Source organism: Candidatus Amarolinea dominans (assembly GCF_016704685.1).
Classification (GTDB): Bacteria; Chloroflexota; Anaerolineae; order SSC4; family Amarolineaceae; genus Amarolinea; species Amarolinea dominans.
This window is the reverse complement of sequence record NZ_JADIZS010000005.1, coordinates 63,326-89,608: the sequence shown is the minus strand read 5'-3', so window position 1 is coordinate 89,608 and position 26,283 is coordinate 63,326. Positions and strand designations below refer to the sequence as shown.

Here is a 26,283-nt window from a genome sequence, read left to right as displayed (position 1 = left end):
GGTATGGAGACTTATCAAATCATTCTGATTGTATTCGTACTCGTAGCGGGCGCGATTATCCTCTACTTGAAGCCTGGGCTGAAGTTCGTGCCGCAAGAGAAGCGCCTGGTCATCTATCGCGCCGGTCACTACCACGGCATCGCCGGGCCAGGTCCCGTTATTCTCTGGCGTCGTATTGACACTGAGGAGCGCACCATCAATGTGCGCGAGCAGCCCACAACGTACACGGTAGACAATCTTTTCATCTATGGTGTGCCGATAGCGCTGACGTTCTCGATCTGGTCGGCCTTCGATCCCGTACAAGCGGCGGGCGACGATCATGCTGGGCAGATGCGCCTGGTTGTTTTCAGCGAGTATGAGCGGCAATCGCAGGTCATCCTGGCCCTGCGCAACATCCTCGTGCAGGAACTTGGCGCCATCGAACAGACGTATCCGCTGCCGGCGCAGGCGACCATGGGAGACAGAATTTTACCCATCATTCCCGGCTTACCCGTCTGCAACCGCATGCTGGAAAACCTGCGCAATCGCCTGCAGGCCGACATGCGCACGATCGGCTTTGTTCTCAACCCGACCCGACCGATCCTGATTACCGGCATCAAGCCGCCGGAGTCTGTCATGAAGGGCTTCGACCGCGAACGCGTCATGTCTTTTCTGCGGCCGCAATTTCCCAACCTGCCTGATGATGTGCTGGCGCAGTTGTACACGTCCATCGAGAAGCTCGATCTGCCTACTCTGCAGCGCTTCGTGGTGCAAAATGAGAGCGGCAACCTCAGCACGCGCATCGAGCAGCGCACAGCAAACGCGCAGGGAGGGCAAACGCGCATCACCATGCAGACACCCATGGCCGGCGACGCAGCCAATGTGGCCGCACAGCCGCCGGTCAACGCGACCCCGGCGGCGCCACGCCCCGCGCCTGCTCCCTCCCCGGCGGCCGACGAGCTCCGTCCCGGTGATCTGACGGTCCTAAAGCGCGTGCCGCGCGGCGCGACGGCAGATCAACGCCGGGTGGCTTGAAGAGGAGATCGGAGATCGGAGATCGGAGATTGGGTCGGGGCTAATGGTCGTCCAGCCACTGGCAGAGGCGGGCGGCGGAGAGCAGCGCCTGTTGGTGGTGATCGCGCATGAAATCGAAGCGCAGCAGGTTGAGGGTGGCCAGGAGCAGGCTGGCGTTGTACTCGGCCATGCTGTCACTGACGCCGTTGAGGCTGCCCGCCAGGCGGCGCAAATGCGCCAGCGTGTGCAATACTTTGGCCTGGGCATGGCCCGTGGGAATTCTGAGGTGGTCGAGCTGCGTCTGCTTGAGCAGCACGTCTTCCAGGTCACGAAAAGCGGTCAGGTCTACACAATTCGCCAGGTTGAACTTGATGGCCGTCTCCAGGACCACCGCGTCACGCAGGATGTGGCTCCGACCGGTACGGTAGAAATCAATCAGCCAGGTGCGCCCATCCTCCGTGACCAGGATGTTGTGCTCGTTCAAGTCGCCGTGCGTGACGGTGCGTACGACATCGAAATCGAGCCGATTATCGCGCTTTTGGAGCCAGCGCCTGGGGTTGGGCAGCGCGCCTGCCACCGCGGGAAAGGTCAGTTGCTCACTCTCCGGATCAATACCCAACTCCTGCATGCCCTGCCAGACCGCATCCCATTCGATGCGCAACCCTTCCCGGTACGTCTCCACCAGATCGCGCCGCTGGCGCGGCGTCCCCCGATTATCATACCAGCGATTACACGTCACCTTGAACAGGTTGTCCAGCGCATGCCGAATCTGCTCGAGCGCATGACGCTTGTAGAAGCGGGCAAAGTCGTTCTCCGGATTCAACTCGGCGCCGATGAACTGGTAGCGGATGACGCCCATGGCCCGGCCCAACGCACAAACGAGTTGCACGCCGGCATGGGGCGCCACAAAGTGCTCGATATGCTGTTGAAAATTCGCATGTTCCCGGCGGATCTTGTCCTTCTTACCGAACTTGACCACCACCGACACCCCGGCCTGACTGTCAAAAAAGGGCTGCACGTGCAAAACGCCGGCGCCACTCTGCCCCGCCGGCAATTTTCGGATGGCAAGTCGCGTGGCGTCTGGCAGCACGCGGCGCAGCAGGTCGTACAGTTCCGCGTCCAGGGCCTCAGCCGGCTCGCGCTGCGCCCAGGTCAAGCGTTCCCAGAGATAGCTCAGGCCGCCATCATCCCCTTCGACTTCGATCTCGACGTCGTGATCCAGGTGATTCTGCGCCAGGGCATCCAGCACCGCGTGCAGCAGCGCGTCGGCGTCGAATGAGCGTTTTTCCAGAAAATCCACCACATGGAACTCCCGAAAGCCGGCGCGCAGGCGTTCCGTGCTGGGATACGCGCTGAGCACAACCAGGCGCACCGTGTCGGTGAGGTCATGACTGCGCAGCATTTGCATGAACTGCGCGCCCTGGTCATCCCTGGCATCGCCCAGCACCAGGCTCCAATCCACAACGGCCACGTTGAAGTAACAGGTCTGGAGTAGGGTCTCAGCCTGCGCCAGGGTCGCGGCGGTGTGCATCGCCGCCGCGATCGGCTGCAGGGTCTCGATGACGTTCTGCTGCCAGAGCGGGTCATCTTCCAGAATCAAGACATGCGCATCGGCCATGATGATTTACCTCCAAGAATATGCGTAACCTGTGGCGCCCATGGCGCAAGCCGGCGGCTTGCGTTACCGGAAAGCCGGCAATCTGATGATACAGGTCGTGCCTGCTCCCGCCCGCGATTCCAGATCCACGGTGCCGCCGCACTTTTGGATGAACTGACGACAGGTGAACAGGCCGCGGCCGCGGATCTGGCCTGTTTCGATCTTGGTAGTGTAGAATAGCTCGAACACGCGACCAAGCACTTCATCCGGTATGCCGGGGCCGTTGTCGGTAATGCGCAGTTCCACCGCCGTCTCGCCGCTCCACTGCAGGTAGACGTGCAGGCGACCGCGGCCCCCCATCACCTGGCCCTGCATCGCGTCGCAGGCATTGTCAATCACCGATTGCATGGCATCCAACAGCAGCGGCCGGCTGCCGTTGACCCAGACAGCTGCCGCCGGGAGATCAAGGTCAAGCTCGATGGTTGCACTCTTGACTTGACAGCAGAGTTCCTCGATGATTTTGCACAGGTCGAGCAACTCGCTGGTGGCGTGTTCCATCTGGACAACCATGTTCAATGGCTCCAGGAGCCCAATCAGGGTCTGTGCCCGGTATTCGATATTCTGCAGCGAATCCGCCGCAGACACCGGGAGATTTCCCTGCTGGCGAATCTGCCTGATATGGTGCGGAATATCCCCCACGGCATTGCCCAGTCGGTGCGCCACAGCATGGATCAGGTCGTAGTAATCGCGCTCGCGCACGGCCTGGAGCTGCTGCTTGGTCGCCTGCAGGTCCTGATACTGCTGCGCGTTGTCAATGGCGAGCGCGGCCTGCGCGGCAAAGGCCTGCAAGTGGTCTTCGATCGCTGGATCAAAACGCGCGACCGCCGTCGTGTACAGGTTGATCGCACCCAGGACGGCGTCGCGGCTGAGCAACGGCATACTCAGCAGCCCATGCAGCCCGCGCTGCACCACCACCGGATGGGGCCGCGCGTGCGGCGCGGTTTGCACGTCGGGTTCATGCTGCACCTGGCGGGAGGTCACAGCCTGACCGGTGACGCTGTCCGTGTCCAGGCGCTGGCTGCGGTAGGTGACATCGGGAATGGTGGATTGCAGAATGATCAACGACTTTTCGTGCGGCAAGTACCTCCAGATAGTGGCGTCCTGCGCGCCGAACAGGCGTTGCACCTGAACAATCACCTGGCTTAGCACCTTGTCCAGGTCCAGCGTTGAGCTGACCACCAGGCTGACATCTTGCAACTGCCTCAGCTCTTCCACCTGGCGCGCCAGCGCCTGGTCGGTGCGGTGCAGAAGTTGGCCGTTGTAAACCGCAATCGCAACCTGGTCGGCAAACCCCACCAGGTTGCGCCGATCCTCCGCGCTGATGAACTCCTTCTGTCTGGCATGAAAACCGATTTCCAGGGCGCCCAATGGGCTGCCCGCGGCGGTCAAGCGCATGAACGCGCGCAGGTAGGCGTGCAGACCAAATTGCTCGGTGATGGTTGGATTCAGCCCCCGATCGTCCGGGTGAACGATAATCGGCTGCGGCTCCTGCAAACAGCGCACCGCGGGGTGCTGACCACGGCGGTCGAAGCGCGCCAAGGGTAGCCAGTCCGAGGACCAGGGTCGCCCCACGCCCGCCTCCATGACAAGCAGGGTGTTGCTGGGGTCCAGCAGATAGAGGTTGGCAAAATCACAGCCCAGGGCGCTGCAAACCGCCCGCAAAACCCGCTCGTAGGTGGGACGCAGGCTCTCGGTCGAAAGCACGGCCTGGCCGATCTCTTGATAGGCCGCGCGCACCGTCACGCTCTCGATGGCCCCGGCCGCATGGCGCAAGAAGCGCAGCAGGTCTGGCAGTTCGGGCGGCAGCCCATGCCGATCATGGCTGGCCTGATAGTTCTCGATGCTCACTACGCCGATTGGATGCAGTTCAGGCACCAGCGCCGCCACCAGGCGGACCTGATCGTCGGCACTGCGGCGCAGGGCGTAATCGCCAAAATGAAACGTGCGCGCCTCGACCGAGCTGGCGGTCGGATCGCTCAAGTTGATCCTGTCCGCGACGAGCGATGCATCGAGCGAGTGACCCATCAGGCGCAGTTCGTTTTGTCCCAGATCCGCGCGGTAGACATGCACCCTGGACAGACCAAAGCCCAACTCCATACCCTGCACGAGCGCCGCATACGCTTCCTTCAGATCGTCCACCGCATAGATGGACTGAATGATGGCTTCCAGCAGATCGGCGCGTGCCTGAGGCTGCGGATCGGCCCGCAGATGCCAAGCCAGGTATTCAATTGCCTCGCGCCAGCGCCCGGTCATGCGCAGGACATGCCCGACCTGCGCCGGCTGAAAGCGGTTCTTCAATCCCTTCTGATAGATCTCGTTCTTGAAGCGATAGGCGCCCCGCTGAATCTTCAGCGCACCGCAGAGCTGCAGACGGTCAGCGCCGGTACGCGTGATCGGCTGGCGCGCATGTCGCTGCGGCAGATCGCCGCGCTCGATGATGTCGAGCAGGTCCAGCAAAGTGTCCGGGTCTTCTTCGATCAGTTGGATCGCCTCGCGGATGGGAGACTGGGCCTCGTCCGTGCGCCACACACGTTCGACCGCACGGGCAACCACGGAGGCAGTGACCTGTGGCTGTTGATAGCCGCGCACCGCCTCTGCACACCAGGCGCACAACTGTGGCAGCAGGTAGCAGTCGCCGCTCGCCCATTCCAGTAATTTGTCCAGGGCATGATCCGAGGCATGCGCCCCGTACGCGGTCAGGGCGGCGGTCGCCAGCTCCCGGCTCTGCGCGTCGGTCAGGGATGGCACAAGGATCGGCTTGGCGATATTGAAAGGCGATGTGGGACCGGTTGACAATCCCACCAGGTTCATGCCGCCGGTCACCACCACCACCAGGCGCGGGGAGAACTGCGTCAATTGCTCGTTGTAGGCCGAACGCAGCGAGACGAGCAGACTATGGACCAGATCTTGCGGGATGGATTGCAGGTGATCAATCAAGAGCACCAGGTGCTGGGTGCGCTGCTGCAGGCAGGCCAGTAGGTGATTCTGGAAGTCGCGGCTCGAAAGGCCGCGCGCGGGGGGCGCAGGCAGAGAAATGCCGGGCGCCTCGCTCATCAACTTGGCCAGGCTGGCGAAGAACGTCAGCTCATCGTCCGAGCGCGCCTGCCACAAGTCCACGTAGATGCCCTCGGCCAGACCGCCGGTGGACACCTCATGCAGCACGTCGTGCAGCAGGCGAGTCTTCTCGTGCCGCGGCGGGCCAAGCAGGACCACGTAATCCAGGCTGCGTATGCGCGCCAGGATTGACTGGATCAGATGGTTGTGGCGGATGCGCACCCGTTTGAAGGAGGCGTTGCCGTCATAGGGTATCAACGAGAAATGGGGATCAACGGGCATGGTTACAGCCCCTCGCGCTGGAGTTTGCGAAGCAAGAAATGGGGATCATATTTCTCCGTCAGCACACGTGGGAACACGGGGGTAGCAAAACGATACTCACGGCCGCTGGCGGCAAAAGTGCCGGCCATTTCCAGGTTGCGGCAGGCCTGTTCAATGTCGAGCACCCGCGTATTCACCTGGCACTGCGTCAGCGCGGCATCTATGGCTTCCAGGTCGAAGGTGCGCTCGCCCCCATACTCGGCCATGATGGCAAAGGCGATCACTTTTTCAAGATGTGTGGTGTTGTCCATGAAGGTACCCAGCACGAAGGTGCGAAAGTCTTCGTTGGCATACACATCGGTCAGGTAGGCCGGCGTCAACACCCGGCTGTTCTCCTGATCGAGGCGCTCAACCAGCGCCTGACAGTAGAATTGAATCAGGTTGGGCTGCCCGGCGGTCTCGTCATAGACCCGATTGACAATTTCGCTGCGCTGTTCGAAACGGACACGCAGCTTTTCCAGCGGGCCGGTGATCATTTCGCCCGCCTGCTCGCGGCTCATTTCCCGGAGCCGGATGTCTTTGGCGAAGTTGTAGAGAGGGGAGTCGAGGCTGTTGCCCGCACGCATGAGATCACGGAAACCGGCGATGATGTAGCGACAGTGCTCCAGGTTGCTGGAGGCGCGCAGGGCGTGGAGCAGCGCGCCATCGGTGTAGTGCCAGGCCAGGAGTGGATCGAATTCGTCGAGCAGAAAGGTCAAGCGACCGCCAAAACGACGCGACATGCGTTGCAGAAAATCAGGGAAGAAGATCGGGAATTGCCGATTATCCAGGCGCGCCAGTTCTGGTGGGTGCAGCTTGCGCACCACTTCGCGGACGAAATCGTGCGGCGAGGCGATCGCGCTGCAGTCCATGACGATGATGCGCTGCTGCGCCCGCTCATCGTCGCTCTCCTGCGCGTCGGCGCGCAGGCGGCGCTCGATCTCGCGCAGGAGCGAGGTTTTGCCGATGCGGCGAATGCCCATGATGGCGAAGTTGCTGGTGCTGCCCTGCAGGATGCGGCGCAGCTCCAGGTCGCGGCCAAAAAAGCGCGAACCGCTGACCGGTTTGCTCGTTTCGTAGGGCGTCAGGAGGCTGAGGGCCATCTGCTGGCTGAGGCGGTCGAGCAGTTCGCCGGTGGGGCGGCGCGATTCACGCACGGCAACCTGATCGGCGCGATCCAGCAGCAAGATGGGCGCCAGGTTGCGCTTGAAGGCGGCGCGCAGGCCCTGGCCGTCGCCGTCCACAAGCAGGATGGGGTTGCGTTCGGCCAGGTTACGCAGACGGATCAGTTCAGCAAGGCTTTGCGCCAGTTCGCGTTCAGGCAGTGCGGTCAAGTCATGGCCGCGCACCCAAATGACCGGTGAACGATCAGAGAAGCGCAGCTTCCACGCGGCAAAATCTACGAGGTAGAGGTGAAAACCGAGCACTTCCTCGTGCAGCCGGACGCGATAATCGAGCGTTTCGTCCAGGAAGTGCAGGAATCCGGGCATTTCCTGGCGCCAGGAGTGTTTGGTGTCGGCCATACGCGTAACTTTCCAGGCTGGCAGGGACAACGTACTGAACAACGTATGCATGAAGCATACACGAAACTGGCCCTGCCGTCAAACGGGAATCGCGTGAATGCAGGCCAGCACAACTTGGAAACAGTCTGGTTTGCCCTGGTATTCTTTCAGGCTTATAATCGTGTCAGGCGAAATTACTGACTCAATGCAGACGAATGGAGGGATCGGTGATTCATACCCTGACGATCGAGTATCCACCCGAAGTATTGTGGGCTTTACAGCAGGAACACCTCCCCCCCCCCCCCCCCCCCCCCCCCCCCCCCCCCCCCCCAACCCCCCCCCGTCCGGTGGTCTACAAATCGCTGACGGGCAGACGGAAGGTGAAGGTGGTGCCCTGTCCAGGCGTTGACTGAAAGCTGATGTCGCCGCCGGCCTGTTCGACGATCTGCTTGCAGATCGCCAGCCCCAGGCCGGTGCCCAGCCGTGTCAGGGACTTGGCATTGTCGGCCCGGTAGAACTCACCGAAGATGTGCGGCTGCGCTTCCAGCGGGATGCCGATGCCGGTGTCGGCCACCTCGGCCAGCAGATGCCCATCCGTGGCCTGCAGGCTGATGCGCACATGGCCGCCCGCCGGTGTGTATTTGATGGCGTTACTGATCAGATTGGTCCACAGGCTCTTCACCTGACCAGGGTTGGCAGTCAGCGCCGGCAGATCAGCCGCCACCGTGGCTTCGAGGCTGACCTGTGCATCCTGGGCCTGGCCGCGGAAGGCATCGAGCACCGTGTTCAAGACCTCTTCCGTTTTGACCAACTCAACCCGGCTGCGCGCCCGCTCGCGCACACGCCCCAACTCCAACAGGTCGGCAATCAGCGCCAATTGCTCCAGAGCGCGGGCTTCGGCGCGCTCCAGGATCGCGCGCTGCTGCTCCAGCGGCACATAACCTTCCAGGATCAGCTTGAGATAGCTCTGAATGGCGGCCACCGGTGCGCGCAACTCATGGGTGACCAGTAAGGTGAATTGCGTGCGCGCGGCCTCGGCCTGTTCCAAACGCAGGTTCAACTCGGTCAGTTCAAGCGCATGGGCTTCGAGCGTCTGATTGGCCTGACTCAAGCGGTCGTTGAGCTGTGTCAACTGGTCGCGCTGTGCCTTGCATTCGGCATTGGCGCGCCGCAGTTGGCTATTCAATTCTTTCATGCGCTCGGAACGGGTCATGCACTGCTGATTGCTGGCGCGCAGCTCGCGGTCACGCTGGCGCAGGTGCTGCACGATGCTGGAAATCAGGAAGGCCTGGAAGAAAGCGGTTGACATCAGGCCAAAGACCTTGGCGATCAGAAAGGTGTCGCGCTGATGAAAGCCCTCGTCAATCAGCCCGGTCAGGTGAAAATGGGGCAGCAGTCCGAAGTATTCGCCGGCGGTGAGGCCGGCATAGAGCAGGCTGCTCAGGGCGGCGAACCCATAGGCATCGGTCTGGGTCAGCAGCGCGCTGGCCAGCCCCACCAGGACCAGGTAGTAGAGGTAGAAGGGATTTTCCGCGCCGCCGGCCAGGTGCAGCAACCAGGTGACGCACAGCATGTCGAGCGCGATTTGCAGCCTGACCAGCCAGGTGGCGCGGCGCACCTCCTCGTCGCTGCGCGTCGTTTGCAGAAAGTAGCGCCGGTAGCCCCAGATGAGCAAATTGTAGAAGGCCAGGACGCCCGCCGCCGCCGCCAGCCGCCAGACAGGCAGCACGCCGGGCAGGCGCAGATGGCTGATGGCGATGATGAGCAAGGTCGCGCCGGCGGCGATCCAGCGCAAGCTTACCAGCCAATCAATGCGGTCGCCAAGCTCCTGGCGAAATGACGTAAACAAGGTTGTAACCCGCGATGCAGACACGGCAATTCCTCCGGCGGTAGCGGGGAGTTAGCCCGGCACGTCAAAATGACGCTGAATGGCTGCCAGCGCGTCCGGCAGGTGCGCCTCCGAGATGATGCAGGTCACGGTCGAAATGGAGGTGCTGATGGCCTCGATATTGATACCGGCCTGCGCCAGCGCCTGAAACATCGTGGCTGCAATGCCCGGACGTTCCCGAAAATCGGGGCCAAAGATGGCGATGCTGGCGGCCCGGCCGTCATGCACGATGCTGCGCGCCCGCACCTCGCGCGTGGCCGCCTCGACCACGCGCAGCGCCGCGGATAGATCATCGCGCTCGATGCACAAAACAAAGTGGTCCTGCTGGTTGAGATCAATACACTGGATAATGAATTCAACGTTGATGTGAGCGTTTCCAAGCGCGCCCAGAATCATCGCAGCCATACCCGGCCGATCCGGCAGCCCGATGACGCTGATACGGGCTAAGGTTGAGTTCTTGAGGATGCCACCGATGCGCGTTTTGTTATTCATGCTGACCTCGTTTGTCAGGCGGGTACCGACACGACGGTGAGCAGATCATCCACCTTCGTGCGTAGTTCCCGTGGGTTCACCGGCTTGGACAAGAAAGCGTCAATGTGGATATAGTCCGACAAGGGAAACAGCGCGGCATAGTCCGTGTTGGCAATGGATGTCACCATGATGATTGGCACATGGCGGAGTTCAGGATCATCGGCCATACGCTGACTCATCGTCAGACCGTCGAGCACGGTAGACATGATCACATCCAGGATGACCAGGTCGGGCTGCTCGCGTGCCAACTGACGCATGCCATCCGCACTGGAGCTGGCGCTCACCACCGTGTGTCCATCCACCGTCAGCACGGTACGCATCACCTCCACAAAATCGGGGTCATCATCTACAACCAGAATTTTCGCCATACCAATCTCCTCGCTCAACCCAAGAGGGGTCAATGTGCGCCCGGCCGCGGTCAGTTGACCTGCATATGGGCGCGAAACTCGCCATCGAAATGATGCACCAGGGCGTTGACAGGGTTTGCCATGCCGGTGCCCAACGGGCAGAAGGTGATGCCGCTGATGCCCCGCGCCAGCCACTGCAGATTTTGCATGTCATCGGCGGTCGCGGTGTGCTCCGTGAAGCGGGTCAGCGTTTCCAACAGCCGGTAGCCGCCGAGCCTGCAGGGCACGCAGCTACCGCATGATTCGTGGGCAAAGAAGGCGACGGTGCGCCGCGCCACCTCAACCATGTCGGTGGTGTCATCCATGACGACGATACCGCCGGTGCCGAGCTGTGTGCCGATGGCTTCCAGGCCCTCGAACGACATAGGAACATCGAGCTGCGCCGGCAGCACTACGTTGGTTGAAACCCCGCCCGGAATCACGGCCTTGATTGTATGGCCGTGGCGGACCCCGCCCGCGTAGTCATCAATGATCGTGCGCAACGGAGTGCCCAACGGAAGCTCATACACGCCGGGGCGATTGACATGGCCGCTGACACAGAAAATCTTGGGGCCGGTGCTCTTCTCCGTGCCAATGGCGGCGTACCATTCGGCGCCATTGAGAACGATGTGCGGTACATTCACCAACGTTTCCACATTCTGCACCACCGTGGGCTGACCCCACAGGCCAGCCTGCACCGGGTAGGGCGGTTTCAGGCGCGGTTCGCCGCGCTTGCCTTCCAGCGACTCGATCATGGCCGTCTCTTCACCGCAGATGTAGGCGCCAGCGCCGCGGTGTACAGAAATGTCCAGGCTGAAGCCGCTGTTCAGGATATTCTTGCCCAGCAGGCCGTACTGATAGGCATCAGCGATCGCCTTGATCCAACGTTTGACGCCCAGGAAAAATTCACCCCGGATATAGACAAAGGCCCGCTGCGCCTGGATGGCATAGGCCGCGATGATCACGCCTTCGATGATCTGATGCGGATCCCGTTCAACAATGGCACGATCCTTGAAGGTGCCAGGCTCGCCCTCGTCGGTATTGACGGCCAGGTAACGCGTCACGCCTGCCCCTTTGGGCACAAAACTCCACTTCAGCCCGGTGGGAAAACCGGCGCCGCCGCGCCCGCGCAGGCGCGCACGCTTGACCAGATCAATGACATCATCGGGAGCCAGCGTCAGCGCCTTGCGCACAGACTGATAACCACCATGATCGAAGTAGGTGGTGATCTTCTCCGAGTTGGGCAGATGAATGTTGCGAGTCAAAATCGGTTGCCACATGGCAGGTCTCTCCCATTTCCGGCGACCAGGACGTCGCCGCGTCAGTTCTCGCCCAAGCGCTCCAACAGCGCATCGAGGCTGGTTGGCGTCAGGTTTTCATAGAGCGCATCGTTGACGCGCAGCGCAGGCGCGGTTCCACACGAGGCCAGGCATTGCACCCGCTCAAGGGTGACCCGCCCATCCGCGCTGGTCTCTCCTGGCCGGATGCCGAGTTTGCCACCGATGTAATCCGCTACCTTGTCCGCACCATCACGCAGGTAGCAGGAGAGGCCGTCACACACCTGGATGACAAAGCGACCGCTGGGCTGCGTGCGAAACAGGCTGTAAAACGTGGCCGTGGAAAAAACATGGCCCAGGGGCAGGTCAAGGCGGCTGGCAACCTCCTCGATGGCTTCCGGGGTCAGATAACCGTGCCGCTCCTGGGCCAGGTAGAGCGCCGTCAGGAGCATGGACTGGCGCACAGGATCGGTCAGGCGGGCGCCGTGGCCGGCGATCTCCGTTCGAGAGGTAGTCGCCATGGGCATTGCCGCAGATTTGGGCGTGACAGGCATCATCAGAATCACCTCTTCACCATACTTCACAGGCCAGCAACCTGTGTACAGGCGCACGATTGTACGCGCCGGCCTCCGTCATGGCCCGTCAAGAGACAGGCTGGACGCGACCGAAGGCATGCAGGCGCTGGCGGAGCAAGCGCTCGACATTTTCCAACACAATCGCAGGCTCGATCGGTTTCGACAGGAAGGCATCAATGGCGTTAGCCGGGACATCGGCCAGCAGCGCGTGCGCGGGTTCGCGCAACACCGCTGAAACAAGCAGTAGGGGCACGGCATCGAGACGGGCATCTTGCCGGATCTGCTGCACCAGGCTCAATCCCTGGAAGGCATAGGACATCATGGCATCCAGGATGATGAGATCAGGGCGCTCACTCTCCACGGCGGCCGCGCCTTCGCGCGCGTTGCCGGCGCAACGTACACGATAGCCATGCGATTCCAGAATGATGCGGAGGTACTCCCGGAAATCGCTGTCATCGTCAATCACAAGAATCTGTGGAGACGCCATGGCAATCTCTTTGCTTTCAGTTTGTAGTGACGACTTTAGTCGTTTTCGCGGCCATGCAGCGACTGAAGTCGCTACTACGAACCAGCGGATCACTTACGCCCAACTGCACTAGGCCAGCAGCTCTTCCACTTTGCGCAGCAACTCACCTGGGTTGACCGGTTTGCTGAGCCAGGCATCCATGTGCAGGCGATCTTCCAGGGGAAACAGACCGGCGTGGGGTGTTTCGGCAATCGAAGAAACCATGATGATGGGTAAGAAACGCGACTGGGGATCGGCGGCCAGCGTTTCACTGACGTTGTAGCCATCCAGGGCCGTTGACATCATGATGTCCAGGATCATCAGGTCCGGCTGGGCTTCAGCCACCTGTCGCAGCGCCTGCGCGCCGTTAGCAGCCGTAATGACACGATAGCCGCGGCTGACCAGGATCGTGCGCATAATCTCGACAAAATCGGGGTCATCATCTACAACCAAAATTGTCGCCGACGCCATTGTCGCCTCCAATCAATGTCAAACAGGATTCTGGCTTAGTTTACACCAGATCGAGGCCATCCGATATGACTTGCGTCATAGGCTGACATTGTGCCATCTGGTACAATCACCCGTGAGCAGGCATCCTGCACATCTTTCACCTCCATCGTCGGGCAATGGCGCCCGGGGGGGCACAGATTTGGCGGTGAGGGATGTTGGGGTCTCCGGGAGCACGGGTCTTGGAGACCCTTTTTTATTGCCCGCTGCCCTGTGTCAGCATCACACGTTGGGAACATGAGCGCCTGGCAGCGCTGCAGGCGGGACACCCGCGCTCCCAGCCTGTGGCGCTCTCGCAAGGTCGGGTTGACACAGAGGGTCATTTGGGGTATGATGCGCCGCATGGATGCACCATTGTGCGTCCTACCTGCATGAGGAAAGAACCATGACCTTAGCGACTCAGACCATGACACGACCGCGCGCCAGAACACGCAAGCCGCAATTGGACAGCGGCAGGGGATGGCCGCGCGACATCGGCGAAGCCTTTGCCCGGCCACCAGGGCCTTACACGCTGGATGAGGTGGCATTCATTCTGGAGGAGGAGCCGGTTGAGCTGTTGAACGGCTGGCTGGTGCGACAAGAAATGACCGATCTTTACGAACGACGCTTCGTAAGCAACCTGGGGAGCGCCCTCGACCTGGCCGCACGCGAAGCTGGCTTTGGTCAGGTGCTTGGGGACCAGACAGAGTGCGTGCTATCGAATGGCAGCGTGGTGAAACCGGATGTGGCGCTCATCTCTTGGAAGCGAATGGCAACCGCAGTACCCATGGGGCCACTGCTGCGCCCGACCCTGATCGGAAGCCCTGAATTGGTGGTCGAAGTGCGGTCGCCGTCGAATCGGCGCACTCAGGAGATATTCAAGCGCTCCTTTTATTTCGCCAACGGGACCCGCATCGTGTGGGACGTTGACGACAAGAAGCGGGAGGTTTGGGTCTATCGCGCAGAACAGCCCGATCGGCCCGCCCATCTGCGCACGGATGACATGCTTACTTGTGAACCTCTGATTCCCGGCTGGCGGCGGCGCCTGGGCGATCTGTTCGAGGAACGGGTTTCAGCCAAGACCCTGGCGGGCGAAGTGGCTGTCAAATGGGTGGCCGAAGGCAAGGCGCAGGGCATCGCCGAAGGCAAGGCGCAGGGCATCGCCGAAGGCAAGACGCAGGGCATCGCCGAAGGTGAAAGTCGGGCGCTGCGCGCGCTGTTGCCCACCCTGGCTCGACTGCGTTTTGGCGCGGAAGTTCCCGCCGACCTGCCGGCAACCCTGGCTGCACTGAGCGATGAACAACTGCTGCGCCTGCAAACCGGCGTCGAAACGGCCGCCACATGCGCCGAATGGCTGGCGATGACCCTCGAATCCGATTCTGCGCCGCGGCCTTATAGCGCGGCAGGGTGAACTGACAGACCATGAACAAACGCGAGCGCCTGGCCGCGGCGTACAACGGCCAGCCCGTAGATCGGCCGCCCGTGGCGCTGTGGCGTCATTTTCCCGGCGATGACCAGGATGCAGACGACCTGGCCGCCGCGCACATCCATTTTCAGCGGTTGCACGACTGGGACTTTCTCAAAGTGACCCCAGCCAGCACGTTCATGGTGGACGACTACGGCGTGCAGACGGCCTGGCGTGGCAACGAGGAAGGTACCCGTGATTATGTCAGCTTCCCCGTGGCGCAGGCCGAGGAGTTGACCGCGCTGGCGCTGCTCGACGTGATGACCGGAAGTTACGCGCTGGCGCGCCGAGCATTGCAGCAGATCTGCAGCGCGGTTGACCCTGATGCCACCGTGCTGCAAACGATTTTCAGCCCGCTGTCGCAACTGAAAAAGCTGGCAGGCAGACGCCTGTTGCCCCTTCTGCGTCTGCATCCACAGGCGGTGCAGGTTGCGCTGGCCACGCTGACCGCCAACAGCCTGCGCCACATCGAATCGCTGACCACGATTGGCGTCGGCGGCATCTTCTACGCCGTGCAACACGCCTCCGCGCATCAGATGTCCAGGGCCGAGTATGCGGTCTTCGGACGCCCCTTCGATCTGCAAATTCTACAAGCCCTCCCCGCGGGTTGGTTCAACGTGCTGCACCTGCATGGCGCCGATGTCTATTTCGATGACGTGGCGGACTATCCGGTGCAGGCCATCAACTGGCACGATCGCGAAACCTGGCCGGACCTGACCACCGCGCTGACCCGCTTTCCTGGCGCCGTCATCGGCGGTATCCGCCAATGGGACACCCTGTTGCGCGGCGCGCCGGCGCAGATCAGGGCTGAGGCGCTCGATGCCTGCGTGCAGACCGGCGGACAGCGTTTCATCCTGGGCACCGGCTGCGTGGCGCCCATCACCGCGCCCGCGGCCAACCTCCGTGCCTTGCGCCAGGCGGTTGAAACCATGCCGTCCCACCGCCCGGCCGCGCACCGCATGCAGGACTAGCGCCGCGATGCATGTCTCCTATCGCTTCTGTCCACGCTGTTCCCAACCGCTGTCATGGGTCCCGCTCTTCGGCCGCGAGCGTCCGCACTGCCCGGCCTGTGGCTTCATCCATTTTCAGAATCCCAGGGTGGCCGTCGCGGTACTGGTCACCGACCACGACCGGGTTTTGCTCGTCAAGCGTGCGGTGGTGCCGCAAATCGGCTTCTGGTCCCTACCGGCCGGCTTCATGGACTGCGATGAGATGCCGCAGGCGGCCGCCGGTCGCGAGGTCGAGGAGGAGACGGGGGTGCGCATCGAGATCACCGAGTTGCTGGAAATTTTCCCGATGCCCCAGGGGGGCGGCATTGTCATCACCTACGCGGCGCGACCCGTGAGCGATGGCGCGGTGAGACCGGGCGATGATGTGAGCGATGCCGCCTGGTTTGCGCCGGCCGCCATTCCCGCCGATCTCGCCTTCGAGAGCACGCGCACCGTGCTGGCCCAGTGGCTGGCCGCGATCTGATCCCATCGCGCGGCGCTGCGCAACCGCCCCCACTCCAAAATCACAGGGAATTGATGATGCGAGTTGCCTATTTCGACTGTTTTGCCGGCATCAGCGGCGACATGACGCTTGGCGCGTTGCTCGACGCCGGTCTGCTGGTGGCTGATCTGCAGAGGGCGCTCAACGGCCTCAAGGTACCCGGTTGGCGTCTGGACGTGGCTCGCGTCACCAAGCAGGGCATTGCCGGGACACAGGTCAAGGTGCTGGTAGATGAGACCGCCGACCTGCCGCATCGCCATCTGGATGACATTCTGGCCCTGCTGGCGGCCAGCGATCTGGATGAGGTGGTGCGCGAACGTGCGACGGCGGTCTTCAGGCGCCTGGCTGCGGCCGAGGCGGCCGTGCATGGCAGTGACATCGCGCATGTTCACTTTCACGAGGTGGGCGCACTGGACAGCATCGTAGATATCGTGGGGGCCGTGGCGGGCTTGCATCTGCTGGGCGTGGAGCGCATCGTGGCCTCACCGCTGCCGTTAGGGCACGGTTTTGTGCGGGCGGCCCATGGTTTGCTGCCGGTGCCGGCGCCGGCCGTGGTGCAACTCCTGGCCGGCCGCGGCATCCCGGTGCGAGATCGCGATGTGACCGGCGAACTGGTCACACCCACGGGCGCCGCGCTGCTGGCCGAGTTGGCAGACGAGTTTGGCCCCTACCCGCCGATGACTGTGCATGCCACCGGTTTTGGCGCCGGACAGCGTGACATGCCCTATCCCAACCTCTTGCGCCTGGTGTTGGGCGAGACAGATGAAGCGCCAGCCGCCGCGGTCAGCACAGAGGCGGCCTATCAGGCAGACCGCCTGCTGCTGCTGGAAACAAACATTGACGACATGAACCCGGAAATCTTCGGCTACGTCAGCCAGCGTCTGTTTGCCGCCGGCGCGCTCGATGTCTGGCTGACGCCGATCTACATGAAGAAGGGACGCCCGGCCACGCTGCTGACCGCGCTGTGCGCAGCAGGTCAGGCTGACCGGATCACCGAGCTGATCCTCCAGGAAACGACCAGCCTGGGTCTGCGCCGCCAGGAGATCGAGCGCCTGTGCCTGCCGCGCACAATCGAGCAGGTAGAAACGCCGTGGGGACCGGTGCGAGTCAAGATCGCTCATCTTCCCAATGGTCAACGCAAGGCCGCGCCTGAGTATGAGGATTGTCAGGCCCTGGCCGCGCAGCACGGCGTGCCGCTGCGTACCGTCTATCAGGCCGCCAGCGCCAAAGCGTGATGCGCAAAAAAAAGGCTCCCAACCCCACCAGCCGTGAGATTGGGAGCCATTCACGCCCCGCCTACTGCTGCTTCACCTCGAACACGCTCCCATCGCTGCGTCCCCACACATCTGGGAAGTACATTTCATAGCCGGTGGCCGGCAGCGTCAGGAAACGACCCGGCAGGCTGGCTCGCATCTGGTAACGATAGGTGTAGGTGCCGCGCGGCAGATAGGTGGCAAAGAGCGCCACTTTCTCATCGCGCAGCTCACTGTGGCTGGGCAACCAGAAGTACCAGCCGTCGCTGCTTTCCTCTGGCTGCAACTCCGGCCCCTGCGCACTCGGCCGCGTCGTCTTCAGGCTGGTGTCAACCGCCTCCGCACCGGCCGGCAGCGGGTTCTCGATGACCACGTAGTGCAGATCGTTCGGCACCACCAGCGTCAGCTTGACGGCGATCACATCCCCGACGTTGGCGGCGGAGATGAGCGGGCAGGTTTCAGCGTCCTTCTGCCCGCAGTTTTCCAGGCGATACTCGCGATGGATGGAGATGCCACGGTCGCGCGCCTGAATCTGCTCCACCGGCAGGAAGTAGCGCAGATGCGCCGAGTAATACAAGCGCCCTTCGCCCGTCTGCTCCCCACTGGTGTAGCGCTCGAAGGTCAGCGCGTTGGCCCGGTCATTGAACATCTCAGTGACATCCCGGCGCAGCGTTACCGCTTGATCTACCGTTTGCGGGCTGACCGCGCCCTCGGCCAGCGACTCTCCGTTGAAGGCCACCCGGTACGAGTAGTTACCCTTCAACTCACCGCTTGCCACCATCCAATCGGTCAGGGCCAGAATGGACCAGACGGTCTCCTGGGTCGTTTCCCAGGCGCCAGCCTTGCGCACCGTCATCAGCCAGCGCACCGCGTTGGGGCCAATGGCATCTTCGGGCCGCAGCCGGGCAAACGTTGACAGGATGATCGCCGTGCTGCGGATGTCGGTGTTCATCGTCCAGTAGTCCACGTTCGTTTCCTGCCAATGGGCGCCGGTGGCGCTCTCGATGGCGGCCCCGCGCAGATCGTCCAGCAGGGTGGCGGCCAGCGCACGCAGACTGCTGGTGACGGCAGCCGTCGGCTCCGGCAGCGCCGTAGGCGCGGGCGTATTCGCGGGCGCATCGGGGTTTTGCCCAGCGGGGGTCGGCTGCACCGTCGGCACCGTCACAGTGACGGTGGTGGTGAAAAGCGGGGCCGGCGTGGGCGGCGTGCCCGCGCTTTGCGCCGTATCCAGCGCACTCAAGGCCAGGGCCAGGTAGGCCTTGCCGTAGTTTGCCAGGCGCTCACGCGCCTCGAACAGCGCGACCGTGCGCCCCACCGAGCCGCGACCGCCCTCGGCCAAGACGTAGAGCAGGAAGGCCTGCTGATTGGTCTCATAGCCGGCCAGGTCCTTGGGCGCCTTGAGCTGACGCTCCACAAAGCGCAGGCCGCGCTCCAGCACAGTGCTATCCACGGCGATGCCGGCCTGACGCGCCTGCACCAGGCCAAAGACCACATAACCGCTCACAAACGGGTTGCTCTCCTCGGCCGTCCACCAGCCCCAGCCGCCATCCACGTTCTGACGGTTGTAGAGGCGTTGCAGGCCAACCGCCACCTGCGATGGCAGCGCCTTAGCCAGTTCGGGCCGGTCAATACCCAACTGCTTGAGCGCGCGGTAGGTCATGACATTCGGCAGGAAGCGGCTCAGGGTCTGCTCGGTACACTCATACTGATAGTGCTCCAGGAAGTTCAGGCCGCTCTGCATGCCAGCCGCCAGCGATGGCTCCAGCTTGAGCAACAGCTCGCCCTGGTCCTTGATCGCGTTGGGCGGCAGCATGATGGATTCCAGGCGGCCGACGCCCTGGTCAACTTGACCCGAGGTCCCGACCACCTCCGACGTGGTGTAGCGGTAGACCGGCAGCTTGATCTGCACTGCGTCGTTCAGCGTGGCGGCCAGGGCCGTGAATTTGATCGTAACCTCATCGCCCGGCTGCACGGTCACAGGCCAGCGCAACTTGATCACGCCCTGTGCGGGTACGTCCACCGTTTGCTGCGGCGCGGCGCCCAGTTCCAGCCCCTGCGCCGACAGGCTGACATCGGTCTTCTGTGCTTCATCGGTGTTGTTGGTGACAATCACCGCAATCTCGGCCTGGTCGCCGGCCACGAAGAAGCGCGGCAGCACCGGCCGCACCAGCAGCGGCCGCGAAACCCGCACATCGGCCAGGCCCTCGCCCACGGCCGTGTCAGCCGAAACCGCCTTAGCCACCATGCGCCAGGTCGTCAGATTATCTGGCAGGCGCACACTGACGGTGGCCGTGCCATCCGCGCCGGTCATCACATCCGCGCGCCAGAGCGCGATATCCGGGAATTCCGAGCGCACAAGCATCAATCCACCATCGCCGCCGCCGCCACCGCCGCCCTTGGTGCCGCGGGCTTGCTGTTGGTTGATGCGATCAATGTTCAGCACCAGGGTGGCCGCGGTCAGCACACCCAGCCCGCGCTGGCGATAGAAGGCTTCGAGCAGGGGCGGCGCCATCGGATCGGCCAGAGCCAGCACCGCCTTGTCCACCAGGGCCAGGGACACCTCGGCCTGCACCGGCTTGCTCAGGTAGTCGAGCGCCTGCACGGTGAAACTGACCGTGTCGCGCGGACCGAGGTTGGTCGCGCTGGGGATGATGCTCAGTTTGATCTGCTGCTGGCCCGTGGAGACCGGCACGAGCGGGGAATAGCCCAGGCGGAACTGCGCCAGTTCATTGGACGCGTCGGACGCGTCCTGCCCCTTGACCAGCATCACCGAGATGAACACGTTGGGCGCGAAGATCGGTTCAATCGGCACTTCGACCGTTGTGCTGTTGGAGGTGAGCGTGAGCAGTTGATGGGTGTAGGTGCGGCCGCGCTCCACCGTGAGCAGCGCCAGGGCTTCACCCTCGAACGGCGACGGCACAAGCACGCGTGCGACATCGCCCGGCTGATAGCTCTGCTTGTCCAGGATCAACTCCAGGCGGTCGTTATTCTCACGCCGCCAGCTCACATACTCGTTGGGACTGCCGCTGACCCACAGGAACGCCGCGCTGCGCACCGGCCGGCCACGGGCATCCACAGCCGCCGCGCGCACCAGGTACTGCCCGCCTTGGGCCGGCTTCCACGAGGCTATCGCCTTGCCGTCGGGGCCGGTCGTGACCGTCGCCGTGAAGGCCGGTGTCTCTTTGACCTTGCTGGTCCAGAAGAAGCGTCCGCTGTCATCGCGCTCCTGTACGCTGAACCACTCCGCCTTGGCCACGGTGACCGTCAATGGCACGCTGGGCACCGGCTGACTGTCGGGGTCAACCGTGATCAGATTGACATCCATTGCCTTGCCGGCCAGGCCTACATAGTCCGCAGGCATCACACCGATATAGAAGTCGGCCAGATGCACGACCACGCTGGTGGAACCGGAGACCTCCTGGTTATTCAAATCCATCAGGGCGATCTCGAAGGTGAAGCGTTGACTCTGTTTCGCCTTGGGGTTTTGCGCCGGCACGCTGATCACGAAGCGCCCCTGCGCGTCTGTCTTGCCGGTCCCCTCCGCGATGCGCTCACCGTAAGGCCCGCTGGTTTGCAATCGCTCCCACGTGGTGATGTCGCTGAAACTGTAGTTGCCTTCGCCCTTGTAATCAAAATAGGCATCGGTGCTGAAGAGCGTCCAGCGCACGCTGGCATCCTTGACCGCGCCGCCAAAGAAGTAGTTGGCCTGGGCTGTCACGGTGATGGTGTCGCCCTGGCGATACTCCGGCTGGCCGGCATTGACGCTCATCTCGTACTCTGGCTTGCGATACTCCGCCACCTGGAACGCCGTGCTGCTGCCAAAATCAGGGCTGAGCTGGGCATTCACGCTGTAATAGCCCAGGCCAGCCTCATCGGCCAGCTTCAGTTCGCCATCGAAGGTGCCCAGTGGATTCAGCGCCAGGGTGCGGCGGAAGACCTCGTTGCCATTCTGATCGGTGATGACGATCGGAACCTGCTTGAGGTCCGGCAGACGATAGCGGGCGTCGTTGTCCAGGCGAATGATGCCCTTGAAGTAAACCGTCTGCCCCGGACGATAGATGGGGCGGTCGGTGTAGAGATAGGCGGTGTACGGCGCGACGTAGGTTTCGCCATAGAGGCCATTCAGGCCAAAGTTCCACAGATCAATGCCGTCGGTCCAGCGCGTATTGGCTACGCCGAAGTTGTCCTGACCCGGTTGGCCCACAAGCGCCAGCAGCGGGCGGTAAACATCGCGTGTCTCCAGGGTGGCCGTATAGACACCATCGGCATTAGTGACCCCGGATTTGCTCAAACCCCTCTCATCAAGCAGACGCACCGGCGCCTCGCCCACGGGTTGTCCCGTCTTCAGATCAGTGACCCAGACCAGGCTGTCACGCGGCGATGACTTGATGAAAACGTTGTAGCGCGAAACCGCGATGATCTGGCCGGGCGCTTCCGGGCTTTGCCCGTCTGCCGGTGGCTTGACCGGCGCCTCCGGCGAGGTCACGACCAGGTAGTAGAGGCCTGGCGCCAGGGGCTGGTTGCCGTCCAACACCAGCGGCTCGAACCACACCTGCGAACGATTGCGCTCGGATGGTGGCTGCACGCGCCACTGGCGCAGCAGATCCTTTTTGTCCTGGCGCGCCGTGCGTTGCGTCTCCCAACTGTTTTCACCGGTCAGGCGCAGGAATTGGGTCTCGCTCAGCTTGTACAAGGCGAAGTCAACGTTGCTAATGTTGCGGTGCAGAATGCTGGCGACGGTGCGGGTGTAGGCGTTGTAGGTGCCGACCGGCCCGGCCACGTTCAACTGCACAAACGGGTTGAAATCGCCGGTCGTGAAGGTCAACACCAGGTTACTGCCGAGCGTGTGGCCGTAGTTGTCACCCACGGTGCCCTTGAGGGTCACGGTGTAGGCGGTGCGGGCCTCCCACGGCCAGGTCACAAAGAGGCGATTCTCATAGGAATTGAAGTAGGTGACGACCTGCGTGGTGGTGAGAATGGGCGTAATCGTCACCGCGTTGGCAACCGTTGCCTCGCTGATGGCGCCGGTGAAGTAAATTTGCACCGCGCCCACCGGGTTCAGGTTGGTCTCGCCATTCTGCGGTTCGGTCTTCAGGATCGCAGGCAAGGCGATGACCCGGTACGACGCGATGACCGGCGACCGCAGAGCGCCAATGCCGCCAAAGGCCTGCGCATCGGTCGTGACCGTCAGGGTGTAGACAGCGCCAAAGGTCAACGCGGAGTCTGGCTTGAAGTTCAACTCGCGGCTGTTTTCGGTCCAGGTGAACTTGCCGGTCGCCGCGCCCTGCTTGCTCACCAGGCTGAAGGCCGTCTGCGTGCTGGCCTGATCCATCGGCTGGCTGAAGGTGATGGAGAAGGTCTGCGACGGTAGAATGGCGCTGGCGTTTGCCTCCGGCGTCACCTGCTGCACCATCGGGTTGGTCGTGGTGAAGCTCCAGGCAAATGGCTCGGCCAGGACGCCGCCCGTGGTGTCGGTCAACGCGCTGGTCACGCTGACCGAGTAGGTCGTAGCCGCCAGCAGAGGCAGGTCTGACTTGAAGCTGTAGACGCTGGTGTTGATCCAGCGTCCGCTGCCCTTGATCGCCGGTGTAAACGTCAACGGCTGCGGCAGGTCCTTCTGCTGATCCACGCTGGTCAGCGACACAACGGGCCGGTTGAAGACCAGCGTGATGCCGGTGTCGGTGGCAATGTCCTGCGCACCGTTGGCCGGATTGGTACTCGTCACTTCCAGGTAGCCCACGGTGACAAAGCGAAACTGCACCGGCTGATTCATGGCCAGGCCGGCGCTGCTCTTGGCGCCCGCCACGGTGATGTCGTAGCGCGTGGCACGCGCCAACGATTTGCCCGGCGTCCAGACCAGGGTGTTACCCATCACCTCGGTGGAACCAGGCGCTTCCGGCATGATTTGGAAGGAGGTCTGCGTGGCCGTCGGATCCATAGCCTGGTCGAATGTGATGCGCACCGAGGCATCGAGTGGCTGTTCTTCGCCGCGTTCCGGCTGCACCGCCACCACAGTGGGCGGCAGGGGCACAGCCGTTGCTTCCGGTGTGACGACCGGCGGCGTGAGCTTCAATGGAATGGGGCTGCTGATCGGTTGCGGCGTCGCGTCGCGCGGCGCCGGTAGGGTCGCCGTCGGCTGCGCACAGGCGCTGAGCAGCGGCCCCACGACCAATAAGACCAGAAAAACAAGATTGACGAGTTGCGATTTTGGCGTTTGCTTGAATCTCATGACTTCCTTCTCCTCGGCTCAGAACCCGTTCAGAAACCGGGTTTCTCGATAGATCAGCCAATCACCGTGATCGTGATCGGCGCACTCTGAATCGTTTCGCCAGCGGTTGTGATCCCAATGGCTTGGAACGTGTACTCGCCCGCCTGCAATTGCCACCAGGCGCTGGCGTAGGTGGCTTGCTGCTGCCACAGGGGGCGACCGTTCACGGTCAAGGTCAGCTCACGCAGCGGGAGGGCGCTCTGCGCGGCAATCTCGATCTGCTGTGTGTCCGCGGGCGCGGCGCGGCTCAGGCGATAGACGCGTGCGGGGTCCGGGCTGGTCAGGGTCAAGCTCACGCCGCTTGCCAGGGTGGCGTCGCGACCAGGGGCCATGCGACCTCCCGCAGGTAAGGCCGCAGTCTGCGCTGGTAGGACGATCTCTGCCAGCGGCGGCGGCTGGGCGATGTCGTGCGCTCGCGCCCATTCCTGCAACTCCGGTGGCAACGCCCAGAAGACCTTGTCCAGGCGATACGCGGGAGGTGTCTCGGGCGTGGCCCGCTGCATAGTGCGGCCGTCCAGGCTGATGCGTTGGTGCATGGTGTCGGCCTGCGTGGGCGCGCACGCCTGGCCGGGACAGGCGATGAAAATCTCCTGGCGCCGATAGGGGCACAGGTCGGTGGGCAGCAGGCCCGAATCGCTGCAAATCTCCATCTCCACCAGGCCTGGGGGGCGCTCGAAATCTTGAGCCGGGGTGTTGTGCAGCACCGTCTCCATAAAATCGTGCCAGATGGGCGCCGCGCCGGTGACCCCGCTGACGCCGATCATCGAGGCGTTGTCCGCGTTGCCCACCCACACACCAACCACCAAATCTGGAGTATATCCCACCGTCCAGTTATCCTTCCAATCAGTGGTGGTCCCCGTTTTGACTGCGGCCGGCCGGTTGCCCGAAAGGCGCAGCAGGCTGTTGCGGCCAAAGGTGCGCACGCGCGCCTCGTTATCGCTCAGAATGTCGGTGATCAGGTAGGCCACCTGTGGACTGAGCACTTGCGCGCCTGGCCCGGTTGGCCCCATGCCCGGCAGGGCCTGACCGTCGCGGTTCTCGATCTTCAGAATGGCAACCGGCGACACCCGGCGGCCGCCGCTGGCAAAAGCGCCGTACGCGGCGGTCAACTCGAGCAGGCGCACTTCGCCTCCGCCCAGGGTCAGGGCCAGGCCCAGGGCATCCGTCTGCACGAACGAGGAGATGCCCAGGCGCTGCGCCTGATCCACCAACGCCGGCACGCCGATGAATTGCAGAACCTTGACCGCGGGGATGTTGAACGAATTGCCGAGGGCATCGCGCAGCAGCACCGGGCCGTGGAAATCGAGATCGTAGTTCAATGGAACATACGGCTCGCCCTCACGCGTGGGAAAAACGGTGCGCACGTCAGCCACCAGCGTGGCTGGATTGAGCGGCGCGCGGCCGGCCGCCTGCGCACGAGCCGGGTCGAACGCGGCAGCGTAAGTCAACGGCTTGATCGCGGAACCGGGCTGACGCAGGCTCAAGGCCGCGTTGACATTGCCCTGGATACGATCATCGAAGTAGTCGGGGCTGCCGACCAGGGCCAGAATCTCGCCGGTCTGCGGATCGAGCGCCACCAATGCGGCGTTGTCCACGCGGCGGCTGAGCGGCGCCCGGCGATCCTCCTTGAGTTGGCGCAGGCGGCGCTGCACGATGGCCTGCCCCTCCTGCTGCCAGTCAAGATCGAGAGTGGTGGTGACGCGCAGGCCGCCCTGGCGCAGCGCGTCCACGCCGAGCTGCTGTTCGAGCAGGCTGCTGACGTACATCACAAAATGGGGCGCGCGGATAGGAAACGTGTTGGTGTTGAATTGCAGCGGCTCTTGCCGGACTAAGTCAGCCTGTGCGGCTGACAGATAGCCCTGTTCCACCATCAGGCTGAGCACCGTGGCCTGGCGCTTGCGCGCGGCGCCAGCATCCAGCAACGGATTGTAGCGCGCGGGTGACTGCAGCAGGCCGATGAGCAGGGCGCACTGGGCAGTGTCCAACTCACGGGCCGACGCGCCCAAGTAGGCCTGACTGGCCGCCTCCAATCCGACGGCAAAGTTGCCAAAGTAAACTTGATTGAGGTAGAGCGCCAACAGTTGATCCTTGCTGTAGGCTTGCTCCAGACGCCAGGCCAGCCAGGCTTCACGCAGCTTGCGACGCAGGGAAAGCTCGTAGCGCTCCTCTGCGCTCATCAGCAAATTGCGGGCCACCTGCTGCGTGATGGTCGAGGCGCCGCTGACCGTTTCACCGGCCTGGGTATTTTGCCACAGCGCACGGGCGATGGCGCTGAGATCAACGCCTGGATGCTGGTAGAAGTGCTTGTCCTCAGTGGCCACGGCGGCCTGGCGACAGGCCAGCGGCATGTCAGCCAGGGGCACCGACGCCTGCTTGCTGCCGCTGGGGTCAATCACCTCGTACAACAGGCGGCCGTGGCGGTCCAGGATCAGCGTGGATGGCCGCTGCACGCGCTGCGCCACCGCTCCTGGCCCGGGTAGATCGGCCAGAAAGATGGCGTAGATCACCCCGGCCGTCAGCAGGGCCGTGAGCAAAAAGAAGATCATCAATTTGAAGGCAAGTCGCAAACGTTGTGTCATCAGCAAAAAATTCCTGAATCCCAAACCAGACGTGGGGTGGTCTCATCGTCAAACAAAACGTGCCACGCTTGGG

Annotated in this window: 17 protein-coding genes; 5 read left to right on the top strand and 12 right to left on the bottom strand. The window is 62.8% G+C overall.

Annotated elements, in window-relative coordinates:
• The first annotated feature begins 3 nt into the window (after positions 1-3).
• On the top strand, positions 4-1,014 hold the full coding sequence (locus IPF85_RS04655) for an SPFH domain-containing protein (protein ID WP_343406898.1): 1,011 nt from the start codon (positions 4-6) through the stop codon (positions 1,012-1,014).
• A gap of 40 nt (positions 1,015-1,054) precedes the next feature.
• Here IPF85_RS04655 and IPF85_RS04650 read toward each other — a convergent pair whose 3' ends face one another.
• From IPF85_RS04650 to IPF85_RS04605, 10 genes are all read right to left on the bottom strand, one after another.
• Entirely contained in the window at positions 1,055-2,611 is a 1,557-nt protein-coding gene (locus IPF85_RS04650; RefSeq protein ID WP_343406897.1) for a phosphotransferase, read from the bottom strand.
• 63 nt (positions 2,612-2,674) lie between these two features.
• Positions 2,675-5,986 (bottom strand): GAF domain-containing protein, encoded by a 3,312-nt coding sequence (locus IPF85_RS04645; RefSeq protein ID WP_343406896.1) that lies wholly within the window; start codon positions 5,984-5,986, stop codon positions 2,675-2,677.
• Positions 5,987-5,988: 2 nt separating this feature from the next.
• Positions 5,989-7,527 carry an AAA family ATPase gene (locus tag IPF85_RS04640; RefSeq protein WP_343406895.1) on the bottom strand — a complete coding sequence of 513 codons (1,539 nt, stop codon included), beginning with the start codon at positions 7,525-7,527 and terminating at the stop codon, positions 5,989-5,991.
• A 331-nt stretch (positions 7,528-7,858) separates the two neighbouring features.
• Positions 7,859-9,379 (bottom strand): HAMP domain-containing sensor histidine kinase, encoded by a 1,521-nt coding sequence (locus IPF85_RS04635; protein WP_343406894.1) that lies wholly within the window; start codon positions 9,377-9,379, stop codon positions 7,859-7,861.
• Between the two features lie 27 nt (positions 9,380-9,406).
• Complete coding sequence (locus IPF85_RS04630; RefSeq protein ID WP_343406893.1) at positions 9,407-9,886, bottom strand: ACT domain-containing protein; 480 nt, start codon at positions 9,884-9,886, stop codon at positions 9,407-9,409.
• A 14-nt stretch (positions 9,887-9,900) separates the two neighbouring features.
• Positions 9,901-10,293 (bottom strand): response regulator, encoded by a 393-nt coding sequence (locus IPF85_RS04625; RefSeq protein WP_343406892.1) that lies wholly within the window; start codon positions 10,291-10,293, stop codon positions 9,901-9,903.
• Positions 10,294-10,343: 50 nt separating this feature from the next.
• Positions 10,344-11,591 (bottom strand): NADH-quinone oxidoreductase subunit NuoF, encoded by a 1,248-nt coding sequence (gene nuoF / locus IPF85_RS04620; RefSeq protein WP_343406891.1) that lies wholly within the window; start codon positions 11,589-11,591, stop codon positions 10,344-10,346.
• Positions 11,592-11,632: 41 nt separating this feature from the next.
• Entirely contained in the window at positions 11,633-12,109 is a 477-nt protein-coding gene (locus IPF85_RS04615; protein ID WP_343406890.1) for an NAD(P)H-dependent oxidoreductase subunit E, read from the bottom strand.
• Positions 12,110-12,230: 121 nt separating this feature from the next.
• Positions 12,231-12,650 carry a response regulator gene (locus IPF85_RS04610; RefSeq protein ID WP_343406889.1) on the bottom strand — a complete coding sequence of 140 codons (420 nt, stop codon included), beginning with the start codon at positions 12,648-12,650 and terminating at the stop codon, positions 12,231-12,233.
• Positions 12,651-12,758: 108 nt separating this feature from the next.
• Positions 12,759-13,139, bottom strand: coding sequence for a response regulator (locus IPF85_RS04605; RefSeq protein WP_343406888.1), 381 nt, complete (start codon positions 13,137-13,139; stop codon positions 12,759-12,761).
• Between the two features lie 421 nt (positions 13,140-13,560).
• On the opposite strand from IPF85_RS04605, the gene IPF85_RS04600 reads away from it, so the two are divergent.
• From IPF85_RS04600 to larC, 4 genes are read left to right on the top strand one after another with little or no spacing between them, the layout of a single operon-like run.
• Complete coding sequence (locus IPF85_RS04600) at positions 13,561-14,565, top strand: Uma2 family endonuclease (protein WP_343406887.1); 1,005 nt, start codon at positions 13,561-13,563, stop codon at positions 14,563-14,565.
• 11 nt (positions 14,566-14,576) lie between these two features.
• Complete coding sequence (locus tag IPF85_RS04595; protein ID WP_343406886.1) at positions 14,577-15,590, top strand: uroporphyrinogen decarboxylase family protein; 1,014 nt, start codon at positions 14,577-14,579, stop codon at positions 15,588-15,590.
• Positions 15,591-15,597: 7 nt separating this feature from the next.
• A complete protein-coding gene (locus IPF85_RS04590) occupies positions 15,598-16,092 on the top strand; it encodes an NUDIX hydrolase (protein ID WP_343406885.1) in 495 nt (164 codons plus the stop codon).
• A 56-nt stretch (positions 16,093-16,148) separates the two neighbouring features.
• Positions 16,149-17,345: a nickel pincer cofactor biosynthesis protein LarC gene (gene larC, locus IPF85_RS04585; protein ID WP_343406884.1), complete on the top strand. Its 1,197-nt coding sequence runs from the start codon at positions 16,149-16,151 to the stop codon at positions 17,343-17,345.
• 61 nt (positions 17,346-17,406) lie between these two features.
• Here the strand turns inward: larC and IPF85_RS04580 are convergent, their stop codons facing one another.
• Both IPF85_RS04580 and IPF85_RS04575 read right to left on the bottom strand, forming a co-directional pair.
• A complete protein-coding gene (locus IPF85_RS04580) occupies positions 17,407-23,592 on the bottom strand; it encodes an Ig-like domain-containing protein (RefSeq protein WP_343406883.1) in 6,186 nt (2,061 codons plus the stop codon).
• Between the two features lie 53 nt (positions 23,593-23,645).
• Positions 23,646-26,210: a transglycosylase domain-containing protein gene (locus IPF85_RS04575; protein ID WP_343406882.1), complete on the bottom strand. Its 2,565-nt coding sequence runs from the start codon at positions 26,208-26,210 to the stop codon at positions 23,646-23,648.
• Between the last annotated feature and the right edge of the window lie 73 nt (positions 26,211-26,283).

Excerpts from the sequence above, each read along its gene's own strand:
- IPF85_RS04640 (WP_343406895.1), bottom strand. The coding sequence starts at position 7,527 with ATGGCCGACACCAAACACTCCTGGCGCCAGGAAATGCCCGGATTCCTG.
- IPF85_RS04600 (WP_343406887.1), top strand. The coding sequence starts at position 13,561 with ATGACCTTAGCGACTCAGACCATGACACGACCGCGCGCCAGAACACGC.
- IPF85_RS04655 (WP_343406898.1), top strand. The coding sequence starts at position 4 with ATGGAGACTTATCAAATCATTCTGATTGTATTCGTACTCGTAGCGGGC.
- IPF85_RS04605 (WP_343406888.1), bottom strand. The coding sequence starts at position 13,139 with ATGGCGTCGGCGACAATTTTGGTTGTAGATGATGACCCCGATTTTGTC.
- IPF85_RS04625 (WP_343406892.1), bottom strand. The coding sequence starts at position 10,293 with ATGGCGAAAATTCTGGTTGTAGATGATGACCCCGATTTTGTGGAGGTG.
- IPF85_RS04590 (WP_343406885.1), top strand. The coding sequence starts at position 15,598 with ATGCATGTCTCCTATCGCTTCTGTCCACGCTGTTCCCAACCGCTGTCA.
- IPF85_RS04580 (WP_343406883.1), bottom strand. The coding sequence starts at position 23,592 with ATGAGATTCAAGCAAACGCCAAAATCGCAACTCGTCAATCTTGTTTTT.
- IPF85_RS04630 (WP_343406893.1), bottom strand. The coding sequence starts at position 9,886 with ATGAATAACAAAACGCGCATCGGTGGCATCCTCAAGAACTCAACCTTA.
- larC (WP_343406884.1), top strand. The coding sequence starts at position 16,149 with ATGCGAGTTGCCTATTTCGACTGTTTTGCCGGCATCAGCGGCGACATG.
- IPF85_RS04610 (WP_343406889.1), bottom strand. The coding sequence starts at position 12,650 with ATGGCGTCTCCACAGATTCTTGTGATTGACGATGACAGCGATTTCCGG.
- nuoF (WP_343406891.1), bottom strand. The coding sequence starts at position 11,591 with ATGTGGCAACCGATTTTGACTCGCAACATTCATCTGCCCAACTCGGAG.
- IPF85_RS04595 (WP_343406886.1), top strand. The coding sequence starts at position 14,577 with ATGAACAAACGCGAGCGCCTGGCCGCGGCGTACAACGGCCAGCCCGTA.
- IPF85_RS04615 (WP_343406890.1), bottom strand. The coding sequence starts at position 12,109 with ATGGCGACTACCTCTCGAACGGAGATCGCCGGCCACGGCGCCCGCCTG.
- IPF85_RS04645 (WP_343406896.1), bottom strand. The coding sequence starts at position 5,986 with ATGCCCGTTGATCCCCATTTCTCGTTGATACCCTATGACGGCAACGCC.
- IPF85_RS04650 (WP_343406897.1), bottom strand. The coding sequence starts at position 2,611 with ATGGCCGATGCGCATGTCTTGATTCTGGAAGATGACCCGCTCTGGCAG.
- IPF85_RS04575 (WP_343406882.1), bottom strand. The coding sequence starts at position 26,210 with ATGACACAACGTTTGCGACTTGCCTTCAAATTGATGATCTTCTTTTTG.